General features: G+C 59.7%; 18 protein-coding genes and 1 riboswitch. Of the genes, 2 read left to right on the top strand and 16 right to left on the bottom strand.

The window, feature by feature from the left end; all coding sequences use genetic code 11:
* Positions 1–2 precede the first annotated feature (2 nt).
* Both VE009_RS15010 and VE009_RS15005 read right to left on the bottom strand, forming a co-directional pair.
* Positions 3–1,553, bottom strand: a complete 1,551-nt coding sequence (locus VE009_RS15010; RefSeq protein ID WP_325008950.1) for an extracellular solute-binding protein — start codon at positions 1,551–1,553, stop codon at positions 3–5.
* A gap of 240 nt (positions 1,554–1,793) precedes the next feature.
* The gene (locus tag VE009_RS15005) at positions 1,794–3,311 is read right to left on the bottom strand and encodes an extracellular solute-binding protein (RefSeq protein ID WP_325008948.1); all 1,518 of its coding nucleotides are present in this window, start codon (positions 3,309–3,311) and stop codon (positions 1,794–1,796) included.
* Between the two features lie 137 nt (positions 3,312–3,448).
* Here VE009_RS15005 and VE009_RS15000 point away from each other — a divergent pair, with 137 nt between their 5' ends.
* Positions 3,449–5,764, top strand: coding sequence for a helix-turn-helix domain-containing protein (locus tag VE009_RS15000; protein WP_325008946.1), 2,316 nt, complete (start codon positions 3,449–3,451; stop codon positions 5,762–5,764).
* Positions 5,765–5,816: 52 nt separating this feature from the next.
* On the opposite strand, the gene pelA is transcribed toward VE009_RS15000, so the two are convergent.
* The 10 genes from pelA to VE009_RS14950 all read right to left on the bottom strand — a co-directional run bounded on the left by pelA (position 5,817) and on the right by VE009_RS14950 (position 17,795).
* Complete coding sequence (gene pelA / locus VE009_RS14995) at positions 5,817–9,131, bottom strand: pectate lyase (RefSeq protein WP_325008944.1); 3,315 nt, start codon at positions 9,129–9,131, stop codon at positions 5,817–5,819.
* Between the two features lie 186 nt (positions 9,132–9,317).
* A complete protein-coding gene (locus VE009_RS14990; protein ID WP_325008942.1) occupies positions 9,318–9,614 on the bottom strand; it encodes a hypothetical protein in 297 nt (98 codons plus the stop codon).
* A 448-nt stretch (positions 9,615–10,062) separates the two neighbouring features.
* Positions 10,063–12,303 (bottom strand): Tex family protein, encoded by a 2,241-nt coding sequence (locus tag VE009_RS14985; protein WP_325008941.1) that lies wholly within the window; start codon positions 12,301–12,303, stop codon positions 10,063–10,065.
* Positions 12,304–12,394: 91 nt separating this feature from the next.
* A complete protein-coding gene (locus tag VE009_RS14980) occupies positions 12,395–12,745 on the bottom strand; it encodes a type II toxin-antitoxin system PemK/MazF family toxin (RefSeq protein WP_325008939.1) in 351 nt (116 codons plus the stop codon).
* 3 nt (positions 12,746–12,748) lie between these two features.
* Positions 12,749–13,030: a CopG family ribbon-helix-helix protein gene (locus VE009_RS14975; RefSeq protein WP_325008974.1), complete on the bottom strand. Its 282-nt coding sequence runs from the start codon at positions 13,028–13,030 to the stop codon at positions 12,749–12,751.
* Positions 13,031–13,262: 232 nt separating this feature from the next.
* Positions 13,263–14,453, bottom strand: a complete 1,191-nt coding sequence (alr, locus tag VE009_RS14970) for an alanine racemase (RefSeq protein WP_325008937.1) — start codon at positions 14,451–14,453, stop codon at positions 13,263–13,265.
* Positions 14,454–14,573: 120 nt separating this feature from the next.
* Positions 14,574–15,629, bottom strand: coding sequence for an outer membrane lipoprotein-sorting protein (locus VE009_RS14965; protein WP_325008935.1), 1,056 nt, complete (start codon positions 15,627–15,629; stop codon positions 14,574–14,576).
* Between the two features lie 145 nt (positions 15,630–15,774).
* Complete coding sequence (locus tag VE009_RS14960) at positions 15,775–16,032, bottom strand: hypothetical protein (RefSeq protein WP_325008933.1); 258 nt, start codon at positions 16,030–16,032, stop codon at positions 15,775–15,777.
* A gap of 116 nt (positions 16,033–16,148) precedes the next feature.
* Positions 16,149–16,234, bottom strand: a riboswitch (cyclic di-GMP riboswitch).
* A gap of 42 nt (positions 16,235–16,276) precedes the next feature.
* A complete protein-coding gene (locus tag VE009_RS14955; RefSeq protein ID WP_325008932.1) occupies positions 16,277–16,690 on the bottom strand; it encodes an O-methyltransferase in 414 nt (137 codons plus the stop codon).
* Positions 16,691–16,934: 244 nt separating this feature from the next.
* The gene (locus tag VE009_RS14950) at positions 16,935–17,795 is read right to left on the bottom strand and encodes a copper amine oxidase N-terminal domain-containing protein (protein ID WP_325008930.1); all 861 of its coding nucleotides are present in this window, start codon (positions 17,793–17,795) and stop codon (positions 16,935–16,937) included.
* A 156-nt stretch (positions 17,796–17,951) separates the two neighbouring features.
* Between VE009_RS14950 and VE009_RS14945 the strand changes: the two genes are divergently transcribed.
* Positions 17,952–18,896 (top strand): carbohydrate kinase family protein, encoded by a 945-nt coding sequence (locus VE009_RS14945; RefSeq protein WP_325008929.1) that lies wholly within the window; start codon positions 17,952–17,954, stop codon positions 18,894–18,896.
* 24 nt (positions 18,897–18,920) lie between these two features.
* Here the strand turns inward: VE009_RS14945 and VE009_RS14940 are convergent, their stop codons facing one another.
* From VE009_RS14940 to VE009_RS14925, 4 genes are all read right to left on the bottom strand, one after another.
* Complete coding sequence (locus VE009_RS14940) at positions 18,921–19,280, bottom strand: EamA family transporter (protein ID WP_325008927.1); 360 nt, start codon at positions 19,278–19,280, stop codon at positions 18,921–18,923.
* Entirely contained in the window at positions 19,267–19,650 is a 384-nt protein-coding gene (locus VE009_RS14935) for a DUF2304 domain-containing protein (RefSeq protein ID WP_325008925.1), read from the bottom strand. The genes VE009_RS14940 and VE009_RS14935 overlap by 14 nt, the downstream gene beginning before the upstream one ends.
* Positions 19,651–19,658: 8 nt before the next feature.
* Positions 19,659–20,345 carry a glycosyltransferase family 2 protein gene (locus VE009_RS14930; RefSeq protein WP_325008923.1) on the bottom strand — a complete coding sequence of 229 codons (687 nt, stop codon included), beginning with the start codon at positions 20,343–20,345 and terminating at the stop codon, positions 19,659–19,661.
* A 241-nt stretch (positions 20,346–20,586) separates the two neighbouring features.
* Complete coding sequence (locus VE009_RS14925; RefSeq protein ID WP_325008921.1) at positions 20,587–20,715, bottom strand: hypothetical protein; 129 nt, start codon at positions 20,713–20,715, stop codon at positions 20,587–20,589.
* Positions 20,716–20,754 lie beyond the last annotated feature (39 nt).

Below are 20,754 nucleotides of genomic sequence, written 5' to 3'. Positions count from 1 at the left end.
GTTTACTTCGACTGTGCGTACGAAGCGTTGAACTCGTCGATGATCTTCTGCCCGCCTTGCTTGAGCCAGTTATCGACGGCCGCTTGGAAGCCGGCTTCGTCGATGTCGCCGACGATAAAGCGGTACGTTGCGTCTTTGATGATCTCCTGCAGACGGTTGCCGTCTTGCGTGAACGTCGCGGAATCGAGCGCCGCCGCCGGATCGTGGATCAAGAAGTTGTTGTTGTCCTTGATCAGTTCTTCGGACTTCGCTTTCGAAGGCAGCTTGTGCAACGCTTCCAGGTAGCCCGGAATCGTGGACGGACCGCCGACCTGCAGCGACAAGTACGCCTTCACTTCGCGCTCGAGCTTATCCGTTTCGTCCGACGGAACGACTTTGCCGTCTTGGAGCGTGTAGTGCTCGCCTTCGACGCCCCAGTTGATCAGGTTCACCAAATCCGCGCCCATCAGCTTGTCGAAAAACGCGAGGATGTTGCGCAGCTCTTCTTCCGTCTTGACCGAAGATTTCGGGAACAGCACGACGGAGCCGTACCCCGGGATCGCCCAGATGCCGTAATTGCCGTCCGGTCCGGTCACTTTGTGATGCACGTCGAGCAGCGCGTCCGGGTTCACTTCGACCAGCTTGTCGTGCAAGCTCTTCACGTCGGCCATCGATCCGACGTATACGCCGGCTTTGCCCGTGATGAGCAGGTTTTGCTGGTCCGTTTTGCTCGTTACCGGGAAGTCCTGGTTCATGAATCCGTTCGAATGAATGCTCTTGATATACTTCATCGTTTCGACGTATTGCGGGAACATGAATTCCGGCATCAATTTGCCGTCCTGCTCGCCCCAGTTGTTCGGCGTGCCGAACCACGAAGCGATCGTTTTGAACGCGCCGTAGACGAGGTCGTTCCGGTCCGTCAGGCCGATCGTGTCGTTCTTGCCGTTGCCGTCCGGGTCTTCCTTCGTGAACTTCTCGAGCATCGTGTAAAATTCGTCGACGTTCGTCGGCTCGGAGAGACCCAGCTTCTCCGCCCAGTCCTTCCGGTAAATGACGCCTTGACGCGAGAGCGGACGCTCTTGGTAAATGCCGTACACCTTGCCGTCGACCGACGTGTTCATCAGCACTTGCTCGTCCAAGTTTTTCAGGTTCGGGTAATCCTTGAGCAGCGGCCCGATCTCCCAGAACTGGCCGTTGCGGATCGCGTCGCGGAGCATGATGAGCGACGTCTGGTTTTTAATGTACACTGCCTGCGGCAGCGTTCCCGTTGCGAACGACGCGTTCATTTTCTCGTCGTAGCTGCCGTCCGGCACCCATTGAATTTCGAGCTGCGTGTTCGTCGCTTCTTCGAGCAGCTTTTCGATCCGGTCCGACGGCACCTCCGGCGTATGCAGATTCGCCATCATCGTAAATTTAAACGGTTCCGCCGGCTTCGTCGTTTGTCCCGTCTCGGAACCTTGGGTCGCCCCCCCGGATGGCTGCTCCGTACTCGTAGCCGCGTTGCCCCCGCAGCCTGCCAGTACCGCCAGCGACGTAACGGCCGCCAGCAACGTATTGACTTTTCTTTTTGTCATGTCGCATTGACCTCCATGCCATGTATTTGGTTGTGTTTGGCTTCCACGGTCAGCATAAAACGGGGCATGGCATTACGTACATAATCCGCGGATTAGCGCCTCCCGGCGACGGCTGTTTTCGGACACGGGAAGCCGCGCCGCGCCTAGCATCGCGAGAGATCCAATCTAATGATTATTGATGTTGTAAACTTCCCCGGACGCAAAAACGCCCGCCGGCGTTTCCGCCGGCGAGCGCTGCGATTATTTCGACGCGGCCTTGTAGGCTGCGTTCATTTCCTCGATCATGAGATGGCCGCCTTCGGCGAGCCAGCGGTTCACTTCCGCGTCGAACCCCGCCTCGTCGATCAAGCCGAGAATGTATTTGTACGTCGCGTCGGTAATGTATTTCTGGAGCCGTTCTCCCCGTTCATGGTACGTGACCGATTCGAGCGCTTCCGCCGGATTGTGCACGAGCATCGTTTCGTTGTCCCGCGTCAGCAGCTCCGCCTTCGCTTTCACCGGCGATTGGAAATCCGGGTCCAGCAGCCCGGGAATCGTGTTCGGTCCGCCGATTTCGATGCCTTGGTACGCTTTCACTTCCTTATCCAGTTTCGCGAAATCGTCGATCGGCACCGCCTTGCCTCCTTGGACGGCGTAATGCTCGCCCTCGACGCCCCATCGCAGCAGATTCGCGAGCTCCGCGTCCATCAGCCGGTCGAAGAAGCCGAGCACCTGCAGCAGCTCCTCTTCCGTCTCCACCGCCGACTTCGGGAACATCACGACCGTGCCGAAGCCCGGCGTCGCCCAGACGCGCTCGCCTTTCGGGCCTTGGATCCGGTTGTGCACGTCGAATTCCGCTTCGGGCACCGCCTCCGCGGTCTCCTTCTGCAGCGAGATGACGTCGCCCATCGCCCCCACATAGACGCCGGCTTTGCCGGAGGTCAGCATCTCCTGCTGATCCGCCTTCGACGTCACGGGGAAATCTTTGTTCATGACGCCTTCCCGATGCATTTTCCGAAAGAAGTCCATCGTATCCTTGTACTCCGGGAACAGAAACTCCGGCAGCAGCTTCCCCTCCCGCTCGCCCCAGCCGTTCGGCGTCCCCAAATACGAAGCGATCGTCTTGAACGCGCCGTAGACGAGATCGTTGCGGTCGGTGAGCCCGATCGTATCGTCGACGCCGTTGCCGTCCGGGTCGTCGTAGGTGAAACGATAAAGCATCGTATACAATTCATCGACCGTTGTAGGCGCTTTCAGACCGAGTCTGTCAGCCCAATCTTTGCGGTAAATGATCCCCTGTCGAGACAGCGGTCTTTCCTGGTACAACCCGTAAATTTTGCCGTCGACCGCAATATTGCGCAGTACGTCAGGGTTCAGCTTGCGCAAATTCGGGAACCGCTCCAAATACGGCCCGACTTCCCAAAACAAGCCGTTGCGGATCGGATCGGCGACGAGATTCATCATGGCTGCGTTCTTCAAAAAGACGGCCTCGGGCAGCGTATCCGTCGTGAACGAGGCGTTGAACTTCTCCTCGTAGCTCCCGTCCGGCGCCCACTGAAACGTAATTCGGGCCCCCGTCTTCTCCTCGAGCAGCAGCTCAAGCTTCGGGGAGGGCACGACCGGCGTATGCAAATTGGCCATGATCGTAAACGATACCGCGTCCTTCGCGGCCGCGGACGAAGAAGCGCCGTGCGATGCCCCGCCCTGCGCCGCGCAGCCCGTCGAGAGCGCGAGCGCGGCAAGCGCGGCCGCGGTGCGCCGAATCGGCTTCGAAAACATGTTCTCGCCCCCTGCTTCGTTTGCTGTATAATCGATTATGACATATTCCTCGCAAATGTACATGCCTGCGATGTTGAATCTTGTAATCGATTTCTTTTACAATAATTCCAATCGATCGATAAGGTGGCGGACGCTTCTTGAAAAAATTCAGTCTCTATACCAACTTGGTATTGTTCGGTTTCGCCATCAGCTTCCTGCCGATTCTCGCGCTCGGGTTTTTCTCGTACATGAAATCGTCGGACGCCATACAAACGCAAGTCAACGAGAGCAATATCCAAGTGATGCAGCAGTTGAACGGGAACGTAGAGCAGGTGCTCCGCACCGTGGATTACACGCTGAATTACATCGTCAACACGAATCAAGTGCAGGATGCGCTGTACCGGACATTATCCTATACCGATTTCCAGCTGTACAACCAGTTAAAAGAAGAGTTGAATCTGCTGCAATCGCCCGACACTCGCGTCACCGACGTGATTTTGGCGAACGCGGCTTCCGATTGGGTCATCAACAACCGCGGACTGTTCGCGTTCGACACTTACGCGTCGCGCGATACGTTGCTCCGCTTGATGGAGCTGGAAGGCGCCACGAATTGGGTCATGCTCCACACCGACGAATTCGATTCGAGCGACACGCAGAGCTACGGCTGTCCCTATACGGTCGCGCTCGTGAAAAAGATGCCCCTGCATACGTCCGGCAACCGCGGGGTCGCCGTCGCGACGATCCCGAACTGCAGCTTGGCCGAAATGATGGACATTGCGCTGACGTCCAGCCAAGCGATCGCGTTCGATCGCAATTTCCGGATCGTGCTGCATCCGGATCCGGCCTTCCTCGGGCTGCACGTCTCGGAGGGGAACCTGATCGGTGACCGCGACTTGGAACGGTTTACCGCTGCATCGGGGCAATTCCGGACGTCGTCCGACCGCGGCGACATTTCCGTGACGTACGTCCGGTCGGATTTTAACGGGTGGACGTACGCTTCCTTTACGGAAATGGAAGAGTTTACGAAGGAAGCGCGCTCGATCGGCTGGTTTACGCTGTATCTCTGCCTCGGCATCGCCGCCGCGAGCGTGCTGCTCGTTTGGCTCGGCAGCCGCAGGGTGTATTCGCCGGTACGGCGCATTTTACAGCAGATCGCCGAACGTCTGCCGGAAACGCAGGCGATGAAGAAAAACGAGCTCCAGGTCATCGACGAGCACATCCGAGAGCTGTTCGCCACCAACGCGAAAATGCGAACGGAGCTCCATCAGCACAGCCAGCAGGTGCGCATCTTTTTCCTGCACAAGCTGTTTCAAGGCCAAATTCCGCCGTCCGAAATCGACGAGCGGATCGCCATGTTCGGTTACGCCGCCCAAGTGACGTCTTGGAGCAGGCTCGCCGTGTTCGCGCTGCAGATCGACATCCTGGAGCAAACCCGCTACAAGCAGAAAGATCTCGACCTGCTGCTGTTCGCCGCCAGCAACATCATCGAAGAGATGGTGCCGCAGCCGGATCGGCTGCCGCCCGTCATCATCGACCAGACGCTCGTTACGCTGATCGGCGGCAAAGACATGACGGACGAGCAATTCGACAATCACGTCAACAAACTGACCGAAACGATTCAACGAAACATGCGCACTTACTTGGACCTTGACGTCAGCATCGGCATCAGCCTGCCGTTCGCCGGGCTGCATCGCGCGCCGCGCGCGTTCCAGGAAGGGCTCGAGGCGCTGAAGCACCGCATCAAGCTCGGCACGGGCGTCATCGTCCCGTACTTCAGCTTGAACTCGGGGAAACACCCGCAGGTATATTTCTACCCGATGCAGCTGGAGAACCAGCTGATCGACGCGATCAAGCTCGCCGATGAAGAGCTGGCCTTCTCACTGCTCCAGCAGTGGCTCGACGAAGTGTTCCTGAAGGATCGGACGCCTCACGAGTACCAAATTTCGCTCATTCGGCTGCTCAATTCGCTCATGGTCGTGATGCAGGAGGCCGGCATTCGGCTCGACCAGCTCGATATCCAGGAAAGTTCGCTTTACGAAGAACTGCTGCAGCTGTACGTCAAACCGGAAATCGAGAAATGGTTCCGCAGCCGGATCGTCTCGCCGGTCATCCGCGTGTTTCAAGACCGGCAGCAGTCGCAGTACCACAACATTTCGGAACAGATCATCGATATTATCCGAAGCGAATTCGACACCGACATTACGCTCGAAGAATGCGCGGCGCGGCTGCATTATAACGTCTTTTATTTAAGCAGCGTCTTCAAGAAGGAAACCGGCATGCCGTTCAGCGACTATTTGGCCCAGTTCCGGCTCACGATGTCGAAGAAATGGCTCGTCGAGACGAACATGTCGGTCAAAGACATCGCGGAGCGGCTGACGTACACCAACCCGCAAAACTTTATCCGCTCGTTCCGCAAACAAGAGGGCATGACGCCCGGGCAGTACCGCGCCAAATACGGCAAGCCGGAATCGTAAGCGACGAAGACGGCCTTCGGAGAACGAAGGCCGTCTTTCTGCGCGCGCGCCGTTATTGCGCTTTCGGGTTCCATCCTTTCAGCACGTTCTCGATCGTCCAGGACGCCGCCTCTTCGTCCGTCAGCTGCGGACGGGTGTCGGTCGCGACCGCGCCCGGACCGTAATTCCGGTATTCCGCGAACCGCGCGTCCTTCGCCGAGAACCCGCCCATGTCGGTCCAGCCGATCGGATTGATGTGCGCCCCCATCTCGGTATTCATGTAGACGACGCTCGCGATTGCGTCCGGATTGCCCCCCGGATGCCACGGCCGACCGAGCCAAACGGTGCCCGGCGCCGCGTCGCTCGTCAATTTGCTGTTCAAGATCAAATATCCGTACGGCTCCGTAATGAGCGTGCTCGCCGCCGTAATGTACCCGTTATTCGTCTGCGACCCGCGATCGAGCGAATGGATGACGCACTCCTCGAACACGGCCCGGGAGCCGCCGAAAATAAAGTCGACGTCGCCCTCTATATAGCACTGATAGAAATATTGCGTGCCGCCGTTCGTCAGCAGCGTGTCCTGATTGCCGATGAACCGGACGTCCGTGAACGACTGCCGCTCTCCCCGCACGTTCAGCGCTACCGCTTGCTTGTTCGTTACGGTGACGCTCGATTCGTCGAACGAGTTCTCGATCGTCAAATGTCGCGCCTCGAAATCGTTGCCGAACACGAACATGCTCGCGCTGCCGCTCGTGCCGTACGTTCCGCCCGTCGGCCGCTCCTTGCCGGAATAGTTGTCGTACGTGATGACGGTCCCTTCGGCGCTCTCGCCGATCATCGTCACGAACGGTTTGTTCGCCGGTACCGTGACGACTTCTCGATATACGCCGTTCTTGATGTAGATCGTCACCCGCTCCGCGTTGTTCGCGGGCACCGCGTCGACCGCCGCCTGCACCGTCGCGTAATCGCCCGTGCCGTCTTGCGCGACGACCAGCTCGTTCGGCATCTGCCTCAACACCTCTCTCGCATCTTCCGCTCGTTTCGCCTCGCCCGCGCGGAGCGTTCGCCCTTCGGCGTCCGCCGATCCCGTCTTGACCACCTGCGCGTACACGTAATTGCCGTAATAGCCTGTCGCCTTGGCTGTGTCGAGCAGCTTCTTCGCGTAGCTGCCTCCCCACGAGTAGCCGTTGCGGCGTTCCTCCTCGATCTCCTGAATGCTGTACTTGATGACGCCGGCCCGGCCCGAAAAAATGCCTCGGTTCGTTCCGATTTCATAGAACCGGTACCATGTTACCGCCCCCGGCTCTTCCACGAAATATTGGCCGTTCGGATCGGCGCTGACGTACCGGATATTTTCGAGCTTCGCTTCGTCGAACCAGGTCAGCGCGCCGTGCACCGCCCGGCGAACGGCGTCCGTCTGTTCCGGCAGCCCCATCAAATATCGGACGATGCCGACCGACTCGGAGCCGGAGATGGACGGGTGCTCGTACGAACGCGCTCCCCGCGGCTCGTACGTGAACGGATCGTGCTGCGCGCACCATGCCGTCAGTTTGCCGTCTACGACGATTTGCGATTTCAGAATATAATCGATGCCTTTGTCCCGCGCCTGCTTCAGCCGCTCGATCGTCGCGTCGTCGACGAGCCCCGTGTCGAACGGATACGACTTCGCGACGATGTCGTCGATTAGATCGAGCACGTTGATCATCGCATTGTCGTTGAACGTGACATAGTTCGAGTAATAGACGCCGTCGCCCGGCTTACCCCGCTCCGGATACACCTGCGGCCACCCGCCGGTATCGTACTGCATCTCCAGCAAAAACTCGATCCCTTTGCGCACGCTCGCCCGGAACGTTTCGTCCCCGGTCGCGCGGAACACTTCGGCGATGTAGCGAATTTCCTTGATCGTCGCGTTATTGTCGATCGTGCCGAGCTCGATGCCCGTCGGGCCGAGCTGCGACGATTTCGGTTCGACGCCGTTCCACGCCCGGTTGTACGGCATCGATTTCGTCCAGCCGCCGTGGTCCATCTGCCAAGACACGTAGTACTGCGCCTGCTTCACCGCTTCCGCCAAATTGCCGCTGAATTGCGGCGGCGTCTTCGGCGGCGCGTACGTCGCCCCGCTTCCCAGCGTTTCCGCCGTTTCGTACACGATAACCGTGTGGCCGAACCGGTTCTCGCCGGCCGCCGCCTTGCGCAGCTGCAGCGGCTGGAACGCCGGCGTCAGCGACCGCCAGCTGCCCGTCGGCGCGCTGAGCGCGAGATCCGCGTAATCGACATGCTCCAGCGCGCCGTTCAACGTGACGGCGACGAGCCGGTTCCCGATCGCGTGCACGCCGGCGATGCCGATGTGCGGCGCTCCCGGACGCTCCGCATCGATGCGGGCCGCAATTTGCCGCGCCTCTTCGACGGTTAAGTAATCGTGCTCGCCGAATCCTCTGCCGCCTTCCGCGGACATATACCCGGCGCGCACGACGGCCCCGACGCTGCCGTTGCCGTCTTCGTCGGCCTTCGTCAGCTGCAGCGCGCGGGCGATCATGTTCGCCGCGTCTTTGCGCGTCAGCGGATCGTCCGGACGCGCGAGCCCGTCGTCGCCGATCCGCACGTAGCCCGCGTCCTTCGCGGCTTCCAGCACATAGGCGTCCCATTGGGCGAGCGGCGTCTCCCACGCATGCGTCTCGACGTCGACGTGCGGGAACCGGTTGCTCGGCGCATACCCGAGCGCATCGTTCATCATCGCCATAAATTCGATGCGCGGTATCGGCTCCGCGGCCTGTTTCTCCGTGCCGATCATGCCGATCGCTTTCAGCTTCTTCATTAGCACGCCGTCCACGAGGTCAGTCAGTGCGACCGGCTGCGGTCCGGAAGGCCCCGGCTCGCCGCCGCCCGGAGCGCCGGTATGTACGCGAAGGTGGTCGATATTCGGCCCGCCGCTCGCCCCCGTCGCCGTCGCGCGGATGACGTTCTCGCCGGCGACGAGCGCCGCCTGGACGGAGGACGTTCGCCATGCGGTCCAATCGCCCGTCGACGGGAACGGCAACTGATCCGCGACGACCGCGCCGTTCACCCGAATTTCGGCCGGCCGGTCGTCCGCCGCTCCGATCGCGTAGCGGAATTCCAGCGTATATTCGCCCGCTTCCGCCATCGGCACCGTCCATTCGACCCAGCCGCCGGGCGCGTTCGGGCTGTAGTCGATGAAGCCCGTTCCCGTATAGCCGGGGTGCTTGTTGTCGACGATGATGCCCGAACCGGCCGCTTCCTCGGCTTCATAAATGCCGTCGGCCGCCTGCGCCGTGCCCGCGCTAAAGCCGAAGCCGCCAAGCGGTCCCGCCGCGACCGCACCCGCCAAGACTAGCGCCGCCCATCCTCTTCTCCATCCGTTCCAACCCATCAATGCATCGATCTCCTTCCGTTCCGGTGAGATTACCCGCTGCCGGGCCCGCCTCCAAGTATATTGAAAGCGCTGCCGTAACGTACACAATCATCCGATTGGTTCGCCCGCTCCGCGCGGTTCGTACGCAACATCCAATCTAATGATTATCGGGTGGAATGAAGGATTGCGATCCGTCTGGGCGGCTCATTTCCTAATATACTCGTCCCGCAACCGATAGCCGACCACCTTCCGTTCCGCCTGAATCGAGATAAACACCCCTTCTTCCACAAATCGTCTCAACCAGAGCAAAGCCGTCGGCCTGCTGATTTGGAATGCCCTCGCCACGTCGGAGGTCTTCAGCGGTTTCTGCTGATGGATCGCCATCTCCAACAACCGGCTGCGGCATAGGGCAACGCGGTCAGAATTTCGAAACGGATTATCGGTTTGCGTTCGTACCCACCAATTGCCGATCGCTTGCTTCAAATGGCGTCTGCACAGCATCGGCTGCTTCCGGTGAACTCCGGTCCCCACACCTGTTCCAGGAAAGCTGTTTCGTTCGGACCGATGCGATGCCGGTAGCTGCCTCTTCGAACAGCTTCTTCCTCCATGGCTCTGATATAAGCCGCCACTGCCGGATGCACCGTTACGTTCGCCCCTTTCGCCAACGCGAAAAAGCACGCCCGAATCGTCCCCTGGGGAACCATTCGAGCGTGCTTCGCTCGTTGTACTATTTGAATATATCGTACCGGAAATGGCGATCGTTGGCAAGCCGCACAATGCGGTTTTTCGGTTGTTAGCCGAAGTTCCATTTTTGTTAGCAATGTCGAACAAACGACTAACAAATGAGGGAATTCGCCATAATATCAGCCGGTTTGTTATGAGATTTTCCGAAACGAAACAACTCATTTTCCATCGCCATGGAAAATCCCTAACAAAAGACAAGCCCGCCTCAGCCGCGCGGCGATTTCATCGTCAGCGACACGCGGCCTTTGTTCATATCGACGCCGAGCACCCAAACCGTGACATTGTCGCCGACGGACACGACGTCCATCGGATGCTTCACGAACCGGTCGGCCAGCTGCGAAATGTGGACGAGTCCGTCATTTTTGAGCCCGATGTCCACGAACGCGCCGAAGTCGGTCACGTTGCGCACCGTGCCCTGCAGCTCCATGCCGACGGCGAGGTCCTCGAGCTGCAGCACGTCCGTCTTGAAAATCGGCGGCGGCAGCTCCTCGCGCGGGTCGCGGCCCGGACGCTTCAAGCTGTCGAAAATGTCGCGCAGCGTCGGCACGCCGACGCCGAGCCGCTCCGCGACCGCCGCCGGGTCGACCGCGTCGAGCCGCGAGTGCAGCTCCGCCGTGCCGAGCATCGACAGCTCGAGCCGCAGTTCGCGGAACAGCTTGTCCACGACGCCGTACGATTCCGGGTGGATCGGCGTGTTGTCGAGCGGGTTCGCCGCCTCCGGCACGCGGATGAAGCCGATGCACTGCTCGTACGTCTTCGCGCCGAGACGGGGCACCTTCGCGAGCTGCGCGCGGCTCGTGAACTTGCCGTTCTCCTCGCGGAACTTCACGATGTTCTTCGCGATCGTGGCGTTGACGCCGGCGACATAGCCGAGCAGCGACGCCGACGCCGTGTTCACGTCGACGCCGACGTGATTGACCGCCGATTCGACGACGGCGCCGAGAGACGCTTCGAGCCGCTTCGGCGACACGTCGTGCTGGTACTGCCCGACCCCGATCGCCTTCGGCTCGATTTTGACCAGCTCGGCGAGCGGGTCCTGCACGCGCCGCGCGATCGACACGGCCGAGCGCTCAGCCACGTCGAAGTCCGGGAACTCCTCCTGCGCGACCTTGGAGGCCGAATACACCGACGCCCCCGCTTCGCTGACGATCAAATACTGCAGCTTCTTCCCGCCTTCGGCGGCGATCTTGCGAATCAGCTCGGCGATGAACTGCTCCGTCTCCCGCGACGCGGTGCCGTTGCCGATGACGATCAAGTCGAGATCGTGCTTCGCGATCAGCCCGCGGATGATCTTCTCCGCCTCGGCCGTCTTATGATGCGGCGCCGTCGGGTACGTCACCGCGATGTCGAGCACCTTGCCCGTATCGTCCACCGCGGCGAGCTTGCACCCCGTCCGGAACGCCGGATCGACGCCGAGCACGCGCCTTCCGCGTACAGGCGGCTGGAGCAGCAGGTTGCGCAGGTTTTCCGCGAATATGACGATCGCATGCTCCTCCGCTTTCTCCGTCAGCTCATTGCGCACCTCGCGCTCGACCGCCGGCGCAATGAGCCGCTTGTAGGCGTCTTCCACCGTCGCCATCATCGCGTCGCGCACGACGGACCGCTCCTGCACGAACCGTTTCGCGATATACATATGGATCGCCGCCGGGTCGAGCTCGAGCCCGACCTTCAATATATCCTCTTTCTCGCCGCGATTGATCGCGAGCGTCCGGTGCGGCGGCAGCTTTTTCACCGGCTCCCGGTAGGCGTAGTACATCTCGTACACCGACTCGACGGACTTGTCCTTCGCTTCGGTGACGATCGACGCGTATTGGAACGTATGGCGGCGCGTCCACGCGCGAATGTTCGGATCGTCCGCGATCATTTCCGCGATGATGTCCGACGCGCCCTGCGCCGCGTCCTCCGGCGTCGCCACGCCTTTGTCCGCGTCGACGTACTTCGCCGCTTCCGCGAGCAGCGAGCCCGACGTCGGGCCGGACAGCATCCAAGCCGCCAGCGGCTCGAGCCCCCGCTCCTTCGCCACGCTCGCGCGCGTCTTCCGCTTTTGGCGATACGGGCGGTACAGGTCTTCGACTTCCTGCAGCTTCGCCGCTTTCGCGATTCCATCCCGCAGCTCGACCGTCAGCTTGTCCTGCTCGGCGATGAGCCGCAGCACTTCCCGCTTCCGCTCTTCTAACCCCCGCAAATATGTAAGCCGCTCCTCGATGCCGCGCAGCGCGTTCTCATCGAGCTCGCCGGTCATTTCCTTCCGATACCGCGCGATGAACGGAATCGTGTTCCCTTCGTCGAGCAATCCGACGGTCGTCGCCACCTGCTTCGCCGTCGTCCCCGTCTCCGCGGCGATCTGCCGCACGATCCGGTCTTTCGCGGCCCGTTCGTCCGCCTCCGTCCATACCAATTCCTCCGGCGCGATGCGCCGCGTCGTCCCCTGCGTCTTCTCTGTCATGCCGCACCTCTCCCTGCTCTGTCTGTTTCCCAACTATGCCCGCAAACACAAAAAAACGAGGGTGTCTGCTCCCCCGCTCATGCCGCGCGTTTTAAAAATCGATCAAGCCGACGCTGATCTGCAGCGCCTCGTCGACTTTGCGCATCGTCTCTTCGTCCAGATGCGTAATTTTGTCCGTCAGCCGCTGCTTGTCGATGGTCCGGATTTGCTCCAGCAGGATGACGGAGTCCCGGTCGAACCCGTGCGAGGCCGCATCGATTTCGACGTGCGTCGGGAGCTTCGCCTTCTGGATTTGCGCCGTGACGGCGGCCACGATGACGGTCGGGCTGAAGCGGTTACCAATGTCGTTCTGAATGACTAAGACCGGCCGAACCCCTCCCTGCTCCGATCCGACGACCGGAGAGAGATCCGCAAAGAATACGTCTCCGCGCTTGACGATCAAGGGCTACACCCCGCTAACTAAGCGGCCAAGGGTGTGGTCGGCTTCTTCTTCGGCCAAGAACGCTTCGGAACACATGGAGAGATTGATTTTCGCCATCTCCATATATCCGCGCTGCATGGTCTCCCGAAGGTGACGCTTTTTCCGCTCCGTCAAATACAGCTTCATGGCCTGGCGTATAAACTCGCTGCGGTTCGAATTTTCCTTCTCGACGATGCCGTCGACTTCCTGCAGCAGGTGATCCGGTAAGCTGATCATGATCCGTTTCGTGTTGTGAACATTGGACACCGTAGTACGCACCCCCAGAAACATTCCATCCTCCCGACGTATGGCCCCGCCTCCGGAATGCCTGAGCATATTCGTCCGGACTATTACCATTATGTCGAAAGGGAAGGCAAAATATACAAAATTAAGTATATGCCGCGGGTATATCAAATATGATGCATGACCGATCTATCAGGTCTTGATGAAACCCGTGATTGCGGCTTTATACATATTCGCCAAACGCCGGAAAACTCCTTTAACACTGTATGTCTTTTTGACTGGTAAAATGCAGCAGCGGATTGTGGAACTCCGCGACCCGGCCGCCTTTGACGTACACGCGCGGCACCCGGTGGGACACCATGCACGTGATTTCGTAATTGATCGTGCCGAGCTTGCTCGCGAGCTCCTCGACCGCGATCGATTCCCCGCCCTGCGCGCCGAACAGGACGACCTCGTCCCCGACCGCCGCTTCGCCGTCGTCGACGCGGACCATGCATTGATCCATGCATATGTTGCCGACCACCGGAGCCCGCCTGCCGCGGATGAGCGCTTCCGCCTTCCCGCTCAGCAGCCTGGAATACCCGTCCGCGTAGCCGATCGGCAGCGTCGCGATCGTTTCGCCGTCGCGCTGCGTCACGTAGCGCGCGCCATACGAAATGCCGCATCCCTGCGGCAGCGTCTTCACCATGACGATTCCCGTCTTGAGCGACATGACCGGCTTCAGCCGCACCCGGGCGCGGTTCACCTCTTCCGACGGGTACAATCCGTACATGCCGACGCCGAGCCGCAGCATATTGCACGTATACTCGGGCGTATCGATGCCCGTGGCGCTGTTGCCCGCATGCACGTAGCGGAACTCGACCCCCCTCGCGCGGAACGTATCCAACAGCCGCGCGAATTTGCGATACTGACCCTGGATATGCGACTTGTCGCATTCGTCCGCGCAGGCGTAATGCGTAAACAGCCCTTCGACCTCGACGCCCGGCGTGTCGAGCGCTTTCCCGAGGAAGCGGATCGCCTCGCCTTCGTCCGTTATGCCGATGCGCCCCATGCCCGTATCGACCTTCACGTGGATTTTGAGCGGGGACACCGCCGGATCGTCCGTCCGGGCCGCCTCCAGCACCTCGTCGTCGAACACGGTCAACGTGATGCCGTGCGAGCGCGCCACGTCGACGCCGGCCGCCGGCGTGTAGCCGAGGACGAGAATCGGCGCTTCGATGCCGAAGTGCCGAAGCTCCAGCGCCTCGTCCAGGAACGCGACCGCCAAATATTCGACGCCGAACCGAATCGCCTCTTCCGCCACCTTGACCGCGCCGTGGCCGTACGCATTCGCCTTCACGACCGCCATCAGCTTGATATCCGGGCCGAGCGCCGCCTGGAACTGCCCCAAGTTATGGTGCAGCGCGTCCAGATCGATCTCGGCCCGCGTCCATCGATACGTATCCACTCAGATGTCACATCCGAACCGTTTTTTCTTAGCGTCTAAGATTTTACCATTGTATTATCTTAGAATCTAAGAGAGGTCGTGTCAACGAATGTCTCCTGCCAAACGTTGGCGCTGCCGCCCTTACTTGCCGACTTGGTCGAACACCGACTGCGCGACCTTCACCATTTCCTCGTATGGCAGATTGCCCGTCGACAGCCGATAGTCGATGCCGCCGTGCGTCCACATCAGCGTCCGCTGCTCGTTCTCCCCGAACAGCACGCCGACCGTCTGCCCAAGGTCGAGCTCGATGACCGTGCCGACGGAGCCGGACGCCATCCGCTCTTCGGCCGCCTTCGACTGTACGAGGGTATAATCGTATTCGCCGACATAACGAATCATGACCGCATCCCGCTCGCCGAGCTTGATTTCCTTCGCCGTGCGCTCCTCCACGCCTTCCGGCACGTACCCCGGATAAATGATGCCGACGTCCGCGGATTCGACCGTCTGCGCCGGCTCGCCCTCTTCGGCCATGACCGGCAGCGACTGAATCGAGACGCTCGTCATGTTCCGGTTCATGTCGAACCAATTGTCTTCGAAGTCTCTATCGAATTCGAACGAGTTGAACGTGACCGTCACCATTTCGTTCGCGTCGGCATCGGTTACGACGACGCGCTGCGGCTTGTAATCCTTTTTGCTCAGCCAAATTTTTTGCCGCACGAGCGATGCGTTCTGGTAATTCGCCAACACATCGAACACGTACGCGTTCTCTTCCGCCGCGAATTGCCGCTCGTCGTCGTTGATGATCGACTGGGCCAACGTTTCGAACAAATACGCCTGCCCTTGATTGTTCGGCCAATCGCTTTTAAAGCGGAAGCTCTTATTCAAATGCGGCGTCAACACGAACACGCCCTCGTCGTTGCGAAGCACGATTTGCGTAATGTCGTTCGTTTCGTTCGTCAGGGCGATCCGGTAATAGTCCGGCTTTTGGAAACTGACGACGACGCCGTACGTTTGCGGCTCCTGCCCGGTATTGAGCACCATCGTGCCCTCCGCATGGTAACTCTCCAGCTTGCCCGACAACTTCTCGATGTCGCTGACGACACCCGCTGCATCCTTCGTGCCGCCGCCGCACGCCGAGAGCAGCATCGCGACCGCCAGCGCGAGCGCTACGGCGACGAACCACCTGTTCCGCTTCATGAGGTGCACCCCTCCGATCGATTTCTTGATTCCCGATAACATGTCTATGAGAGGGGTTGGCCAAATATGCAGACTAGCATGACAAGCGGCGCGCCCGGCCCGAGGCGGCAACAAGCCCCGTTCGCGGGGGCGAAACGGGGCTTGGTTACATCTTGAACCGCAGCATCATGATATGCGTATTTAATCGGGAGCGGAGGCGTAAGCTGCGTTCCAGCACTCCCTTGCTCGTCACGGCGTCTTGGCTCCGTTCCGAAGGCGGGTCGCTCGGCGGCGCCTGCGCGGCGGCTGCCGCCGCCGAGGGTGTACCGTCCCAACGCGAAGCGGCGCGTTCCAATTCGGCGGCTTGCAGCGAATGCACCGCCAAAGACGTTAACATGACGACGCGGAAAAGGATTCCCCACATGCTTCAGACCCTCCTGCCTTCCCTATTTTCAAAGTGAAAAACACAAAAGCTCACTGACAGCTGGCGCTGCAAGTGAGCCGGTACGTGCTTCGTCCGTTAAAAAACGTGGCTCCAATTGCGGCAGCTGGCTGGCATGCTCCGAAGAACGATAGCCCCTATAGCTTTGCGTCCCCGACTTTCGGCGGGTTTGCCCTGAAACTACAATCGGTATATGAAATTAGGAATCCTTCGGTTCCGAACCCGGTTACGCGCCTTCCACTTCTCGTTCTCCCGTGCCGCCCCAACCGCCGCCGATGTCGAACTTCGGCAGCAGACTTGCCATGTTGTAATTCGACTCGAACGTAATGCTGAGGCGCAGCTTCCCCTGGCGAACGGCGAACTCGAACTGAATTTCCCCGTGCGTCCAGCCGACCTTGTGCGTCAGCGCTTGGATGGCCATGCGGCGGAAATCGTTGCGCTGCGTCTCGGTAAGCCCGGTAGTCCCCTGGAACGGCCTCGTCTTGCTCGTCTCGAACGGATCGTGACGGATGCCGAACTTCCCGATCACGTTATTCCGGATCTGAACGAATACGATGCCGGAAGACAGACTGGCCAGCTCCTCGTTCAGCTTCCCGAACACCATGTTCAGCTGCTTCGTCAAGCCCTCGGACATCTCCATATATAATCAACCCCCTTCCTGTCAAGCGTTATTTACGCGCGTCAACTCTAGTGGGTCGTGTGTCCTATTATAGTAGAATCCCCAAATAATGACAACGGGATTTTTGCATAATCCGAAAAGTTTCTGCAAGTTGCGACATTATCCGCTTGTCGGACCGCCCCGCCCCCGAGCTCCAACGGCAAAAACGCCCCGTCAACGAACGGGGCGTTATAGATCTTTAGCAGGAACCTTGGGTCCTAGGAACTTATTTCGCCGGCTTCTCCGTAATGATCACGCTCTGCGTTTCCGCGTCGAACTGCACGTCTGCACCGAACGCCTCACTCAGGAAACGGAGCGGAATGACCGTCCGGCCGCTGACCGATTCCGCCGCGACGTCGAGCTTAACCGCCGCGCCGTTCACGTACGCCGTATCGCTGCCGAGCGTCAACTGCACCGTCGTGCCGCCGCGCACGACCGTCACCGTCCGCGTCGCCGCGTCGAACGACACGTCCGCCTGCAGCGCCGCCGCGATCGCGCGGAACGGCACCAGCGTGCGCCCGTTCTTCGCGAACGGCTGCACGTCGAACTCCGGCTGCTTGCCGTTGACGAACGCCTTCAGGCTCGTATCGCCCGCCTTGCCGAGCAGCTTCGCCAGCTTTTTCACCAGCTTCGCATCGGTCGGATCCAGGACAGCCGCTTCCTGCTGCGCCTCGATCGCCGCTTGCAGCTCGCCCTTCGCCTCCAGTGCGAGCGCCTCTTGCGCCGCCGCCAGCGCCGCCTCGCGGTCGATCAGGATGTCCGCGAGGATCGCCGCCGCCGGGCTGCCCTCTTTCTTATGCGAAGCCGCGTTTTCGACGCCGTGCGTCTGCCCGCCGCCATGATTCGCATTCGCGCTGCCGCCGCCGTATACGTCCGCCGTGACGCTCGCGGAACCGCCGGCTTCGCTCTTCGTCTTCGCGTCCGCCTTCGTCTGCGCGCTCGCTTCCGTTTGCGCCGACGCTTCCGCGCTCTTGCCTTTCCCTTTGCCCGGCTCCGCACCCGCGATCGCCGCGCCGATGCTCATGCTCGCCACCAACGCCGCCAGGGCCGTCATCGCCGCTCTCCGATTCCATGCTGTCTTGTTCATTTCATACTCCTCCTTGGATTTCGACTTTTTCGCTTGCCGCAGCAGCCTATTTGTTCACCGGTTTGTTATATCGTTCGCAGGGGATGTCCGGCTTGTGGGGGTCGTTTCTTGTCGGCTACAATAAGCGTACCAATCTTCGAGGAGAGAACACGCAGCATGCTATCGTATCTTACCGTTATCGGCAACGTCTTTATCGATATCAAAGGCTTCGCGCACCGCGCCTACGACCCGTACGGCAAAAACATCGGCGACGTGCGTTTCGTCCACGGCGGCGTCGGCCGCAACGTCGCCGACAACTTGGCTGCGCTGGGCGCGCCGACGCGGCTCGTCGCCTCCGTCGACGAGAGCGCCCTCGGCGCCGAGGTCGTCCGCCGGCTGGCCGATGCCGGCGTCGACACGGCCTATCTCGCCGTCGCGGAGCGAGGCATGGGCATGTGGCTCGCGGTCATGGACGAAGCCGGTAACGTACGGGGCGGCATCTCGCAGCAGCCCCGGTTTGACGCGCTGCAGCGCACGCTCGAGCAGCGCGGGGAGGAGCTGATGCGGGACACGGATCGCATCGTGCTGTCCGTCGATCTGACGGAGCCGATCGCCCGCCGCAGCATCGAATTGGCCCGCCGGCATCGGAAGCCGATCTACGGCCTGCCCGGCCACTTCCAAATCGTCATGGAGCATCAGGATTTGCTTGGAGAGCTGGATTGTTTTATTTGCAATCATGTCGAGGCCGGGCGGCTGACCGGGGACGATTGGGAGGGCCTGTCGAACGAACGCCGTCTGGAGGCGCTGGAGGCGTTCATGGAGGCGCGCGGCGTCCGCGCGATGGTCGTCACCCTCGGGGCCGAGGGCGCCGTCTATTGCGACCGCGAGGCGCTTCTGCGCGGCTTCCAGCCGACGTTCCCGGCGACGCTCCGGGACGCCAGCGGCGCCGGAGACGCCTTCTCCGCAGGCACGGTGTGGGGGCTTTCGCGAGGTATGCCCCTCGACCAAGCCGTCGTCAGCGGCACCAAAGTCGCCGGCTGGGTCATCGAGTCCGAACAGAACGTCTGCCCGGACGCCGCCGATCGGATGCGGCAGGATCCTTTTTTCCGCAAATGGATATAGCGCCAGACCGCCTCGGCCTGACGCTTACCTCCCTTTGATCGCGATCAATGACACGCCCGCCACAATCAGCAGACAGCCAGCGATCTTCCAAACGGTGATCGTTTCTTTAAACAAATAATGCGCCCCGACGACGCCGAAGACGTACGCGACGCTTTGTATCGGGTACGCAACGCTGAGGGGTACGCGGGACAAAATAAACAGCCACAGAATCGTTGCTACGCCGTACAAAATCAGGCCCGCCATCACCATCGGCGTGAAGAGCAGATGCAGCGAATCCGCCAGAGAATGGATCTTGCGGCTTTCGACGCCGAGCTTCCAGCAAAACTGGCCTGCGATCAGCAACACCGCATTCGCCAACACCAGCAGCAAATTATGGATCGACATCGTTTTTTCCCCTCGTTCGCTCGAGCTGCTTTCTCAATTCTTCGACCTCGCGCAGCAAGAACGCGTTGTCTTGGATCAATCGTCGAATCGACTCTTGATGGTTGCTGAGCACGGTCATGATATATATAGAGATGGAAAACATCAAAATAAAAGCCAACAGGAAAAATAAACTCGGCATATACTGGATGCCAACTGTCTCCGCAAAGCGGTTCAACAGCGGAATCAACGGCACGAGCAGCAACGAAATGAATGACAGCACAAGCCAAAAGAAGGCGTACTTATCCTTGAGTTTATGCTTCCCGGTAAAGTAAATAACGATCAACGTAAACCCGAAGCTCACCACCAAGGAAATCACTTGGACGCTGCTCATAACCCCTCCTAGAACGCCTTGCGGATAATCGAGAATATGGTGACCTTGATCATGTAATAAATGGCCCTGCGCAAATTGATCGACGACGTGCCTCCCTGGCGCTCGTTCATTTCCACGCTGATCTCGCGAATGTCGAAGCCTTTCTTAAAGAGCAGCACGAGCACCTCCACCTCCGGGTAATCCACGGGGTAATACGCCGCGAACTCTTCGATCACCTTCCGGTTCACCAACCGGTATCCGGAGGTCGGATCCGTAATCCGCTTCCCCGTCAGCAGGAAAATCAGCCGGTAAAAGAAATAAATCCCGAACCGCCGGCTTTTCTCTCCCCTGTACCCCGTCTTCTTCACGAATCTCGAGCCGATCACCATATCGCACTTCCGCTCAACCATTTCGCGGTACAAGGCCAGCAGATCGCGCGGATTGTGCTGCCCATCCGCATCAAGTTGAATCGCATAATCGTACCCATGCTTCAGCGCATACCGATACCCGGTCTGCACCGCGCCCCCGATGCCTAGATTGGTAGAAAGATTTATAAAATTAAAATTATACTCCCTTAACCTCTCCAGCGTACGATCCGTCGATCCGTCGTTAACAACGATATAATCGACAAAATCTATCTGCTCGAGGAGCTTCACAGTATTCACGATCGTCGCTTCTTCGTTGTAGACGGGAACAATCACCAATATTTTTTCCAAAGGGCGTACTCCTTCGCTCCAACATCGGAAAAACCGCACCAAACGCAAGGCCTGCCGATCCGCGGACACCTCCATCGTACCATACCCTTCGGCTCATTTCGACGGTTAACTTTTCGCCCAATCACCCATTAGCCCTACTAAAGATATACTTGAAAACCGCTCCGAATCACAGCCCATTTTTCCCATCCGAGCAAAAAAAAAAGACCGAGCTGCTGCGCTCGGCGTCTCATCTACCGATTCATTAGAACAGCCATGACCAAACCAGCCACAAAATAACCGCCCACATGCATACACCGAACAAGATCCCATAGAAGATGCCGCGCCACACCGATAATCCCGTCTCGTCCAAATACCGTTGCTTGTCTTTCATGGCCGTCCCTCCCGAAAGTAGTATATGCTTTCAGTATGG

The organism is Paenibacillus sp., assembly GCF_035645195.1.
GTDB lineage: Bacteria > Bacillota > Bacilli > Paenibacillales > YIM-B00363 > Paenibacillus_AE.
Note: the sequence above shows the minus strand (reverse complement) of the source record. Positions and strands in the feature narration are given on the sequence as shown.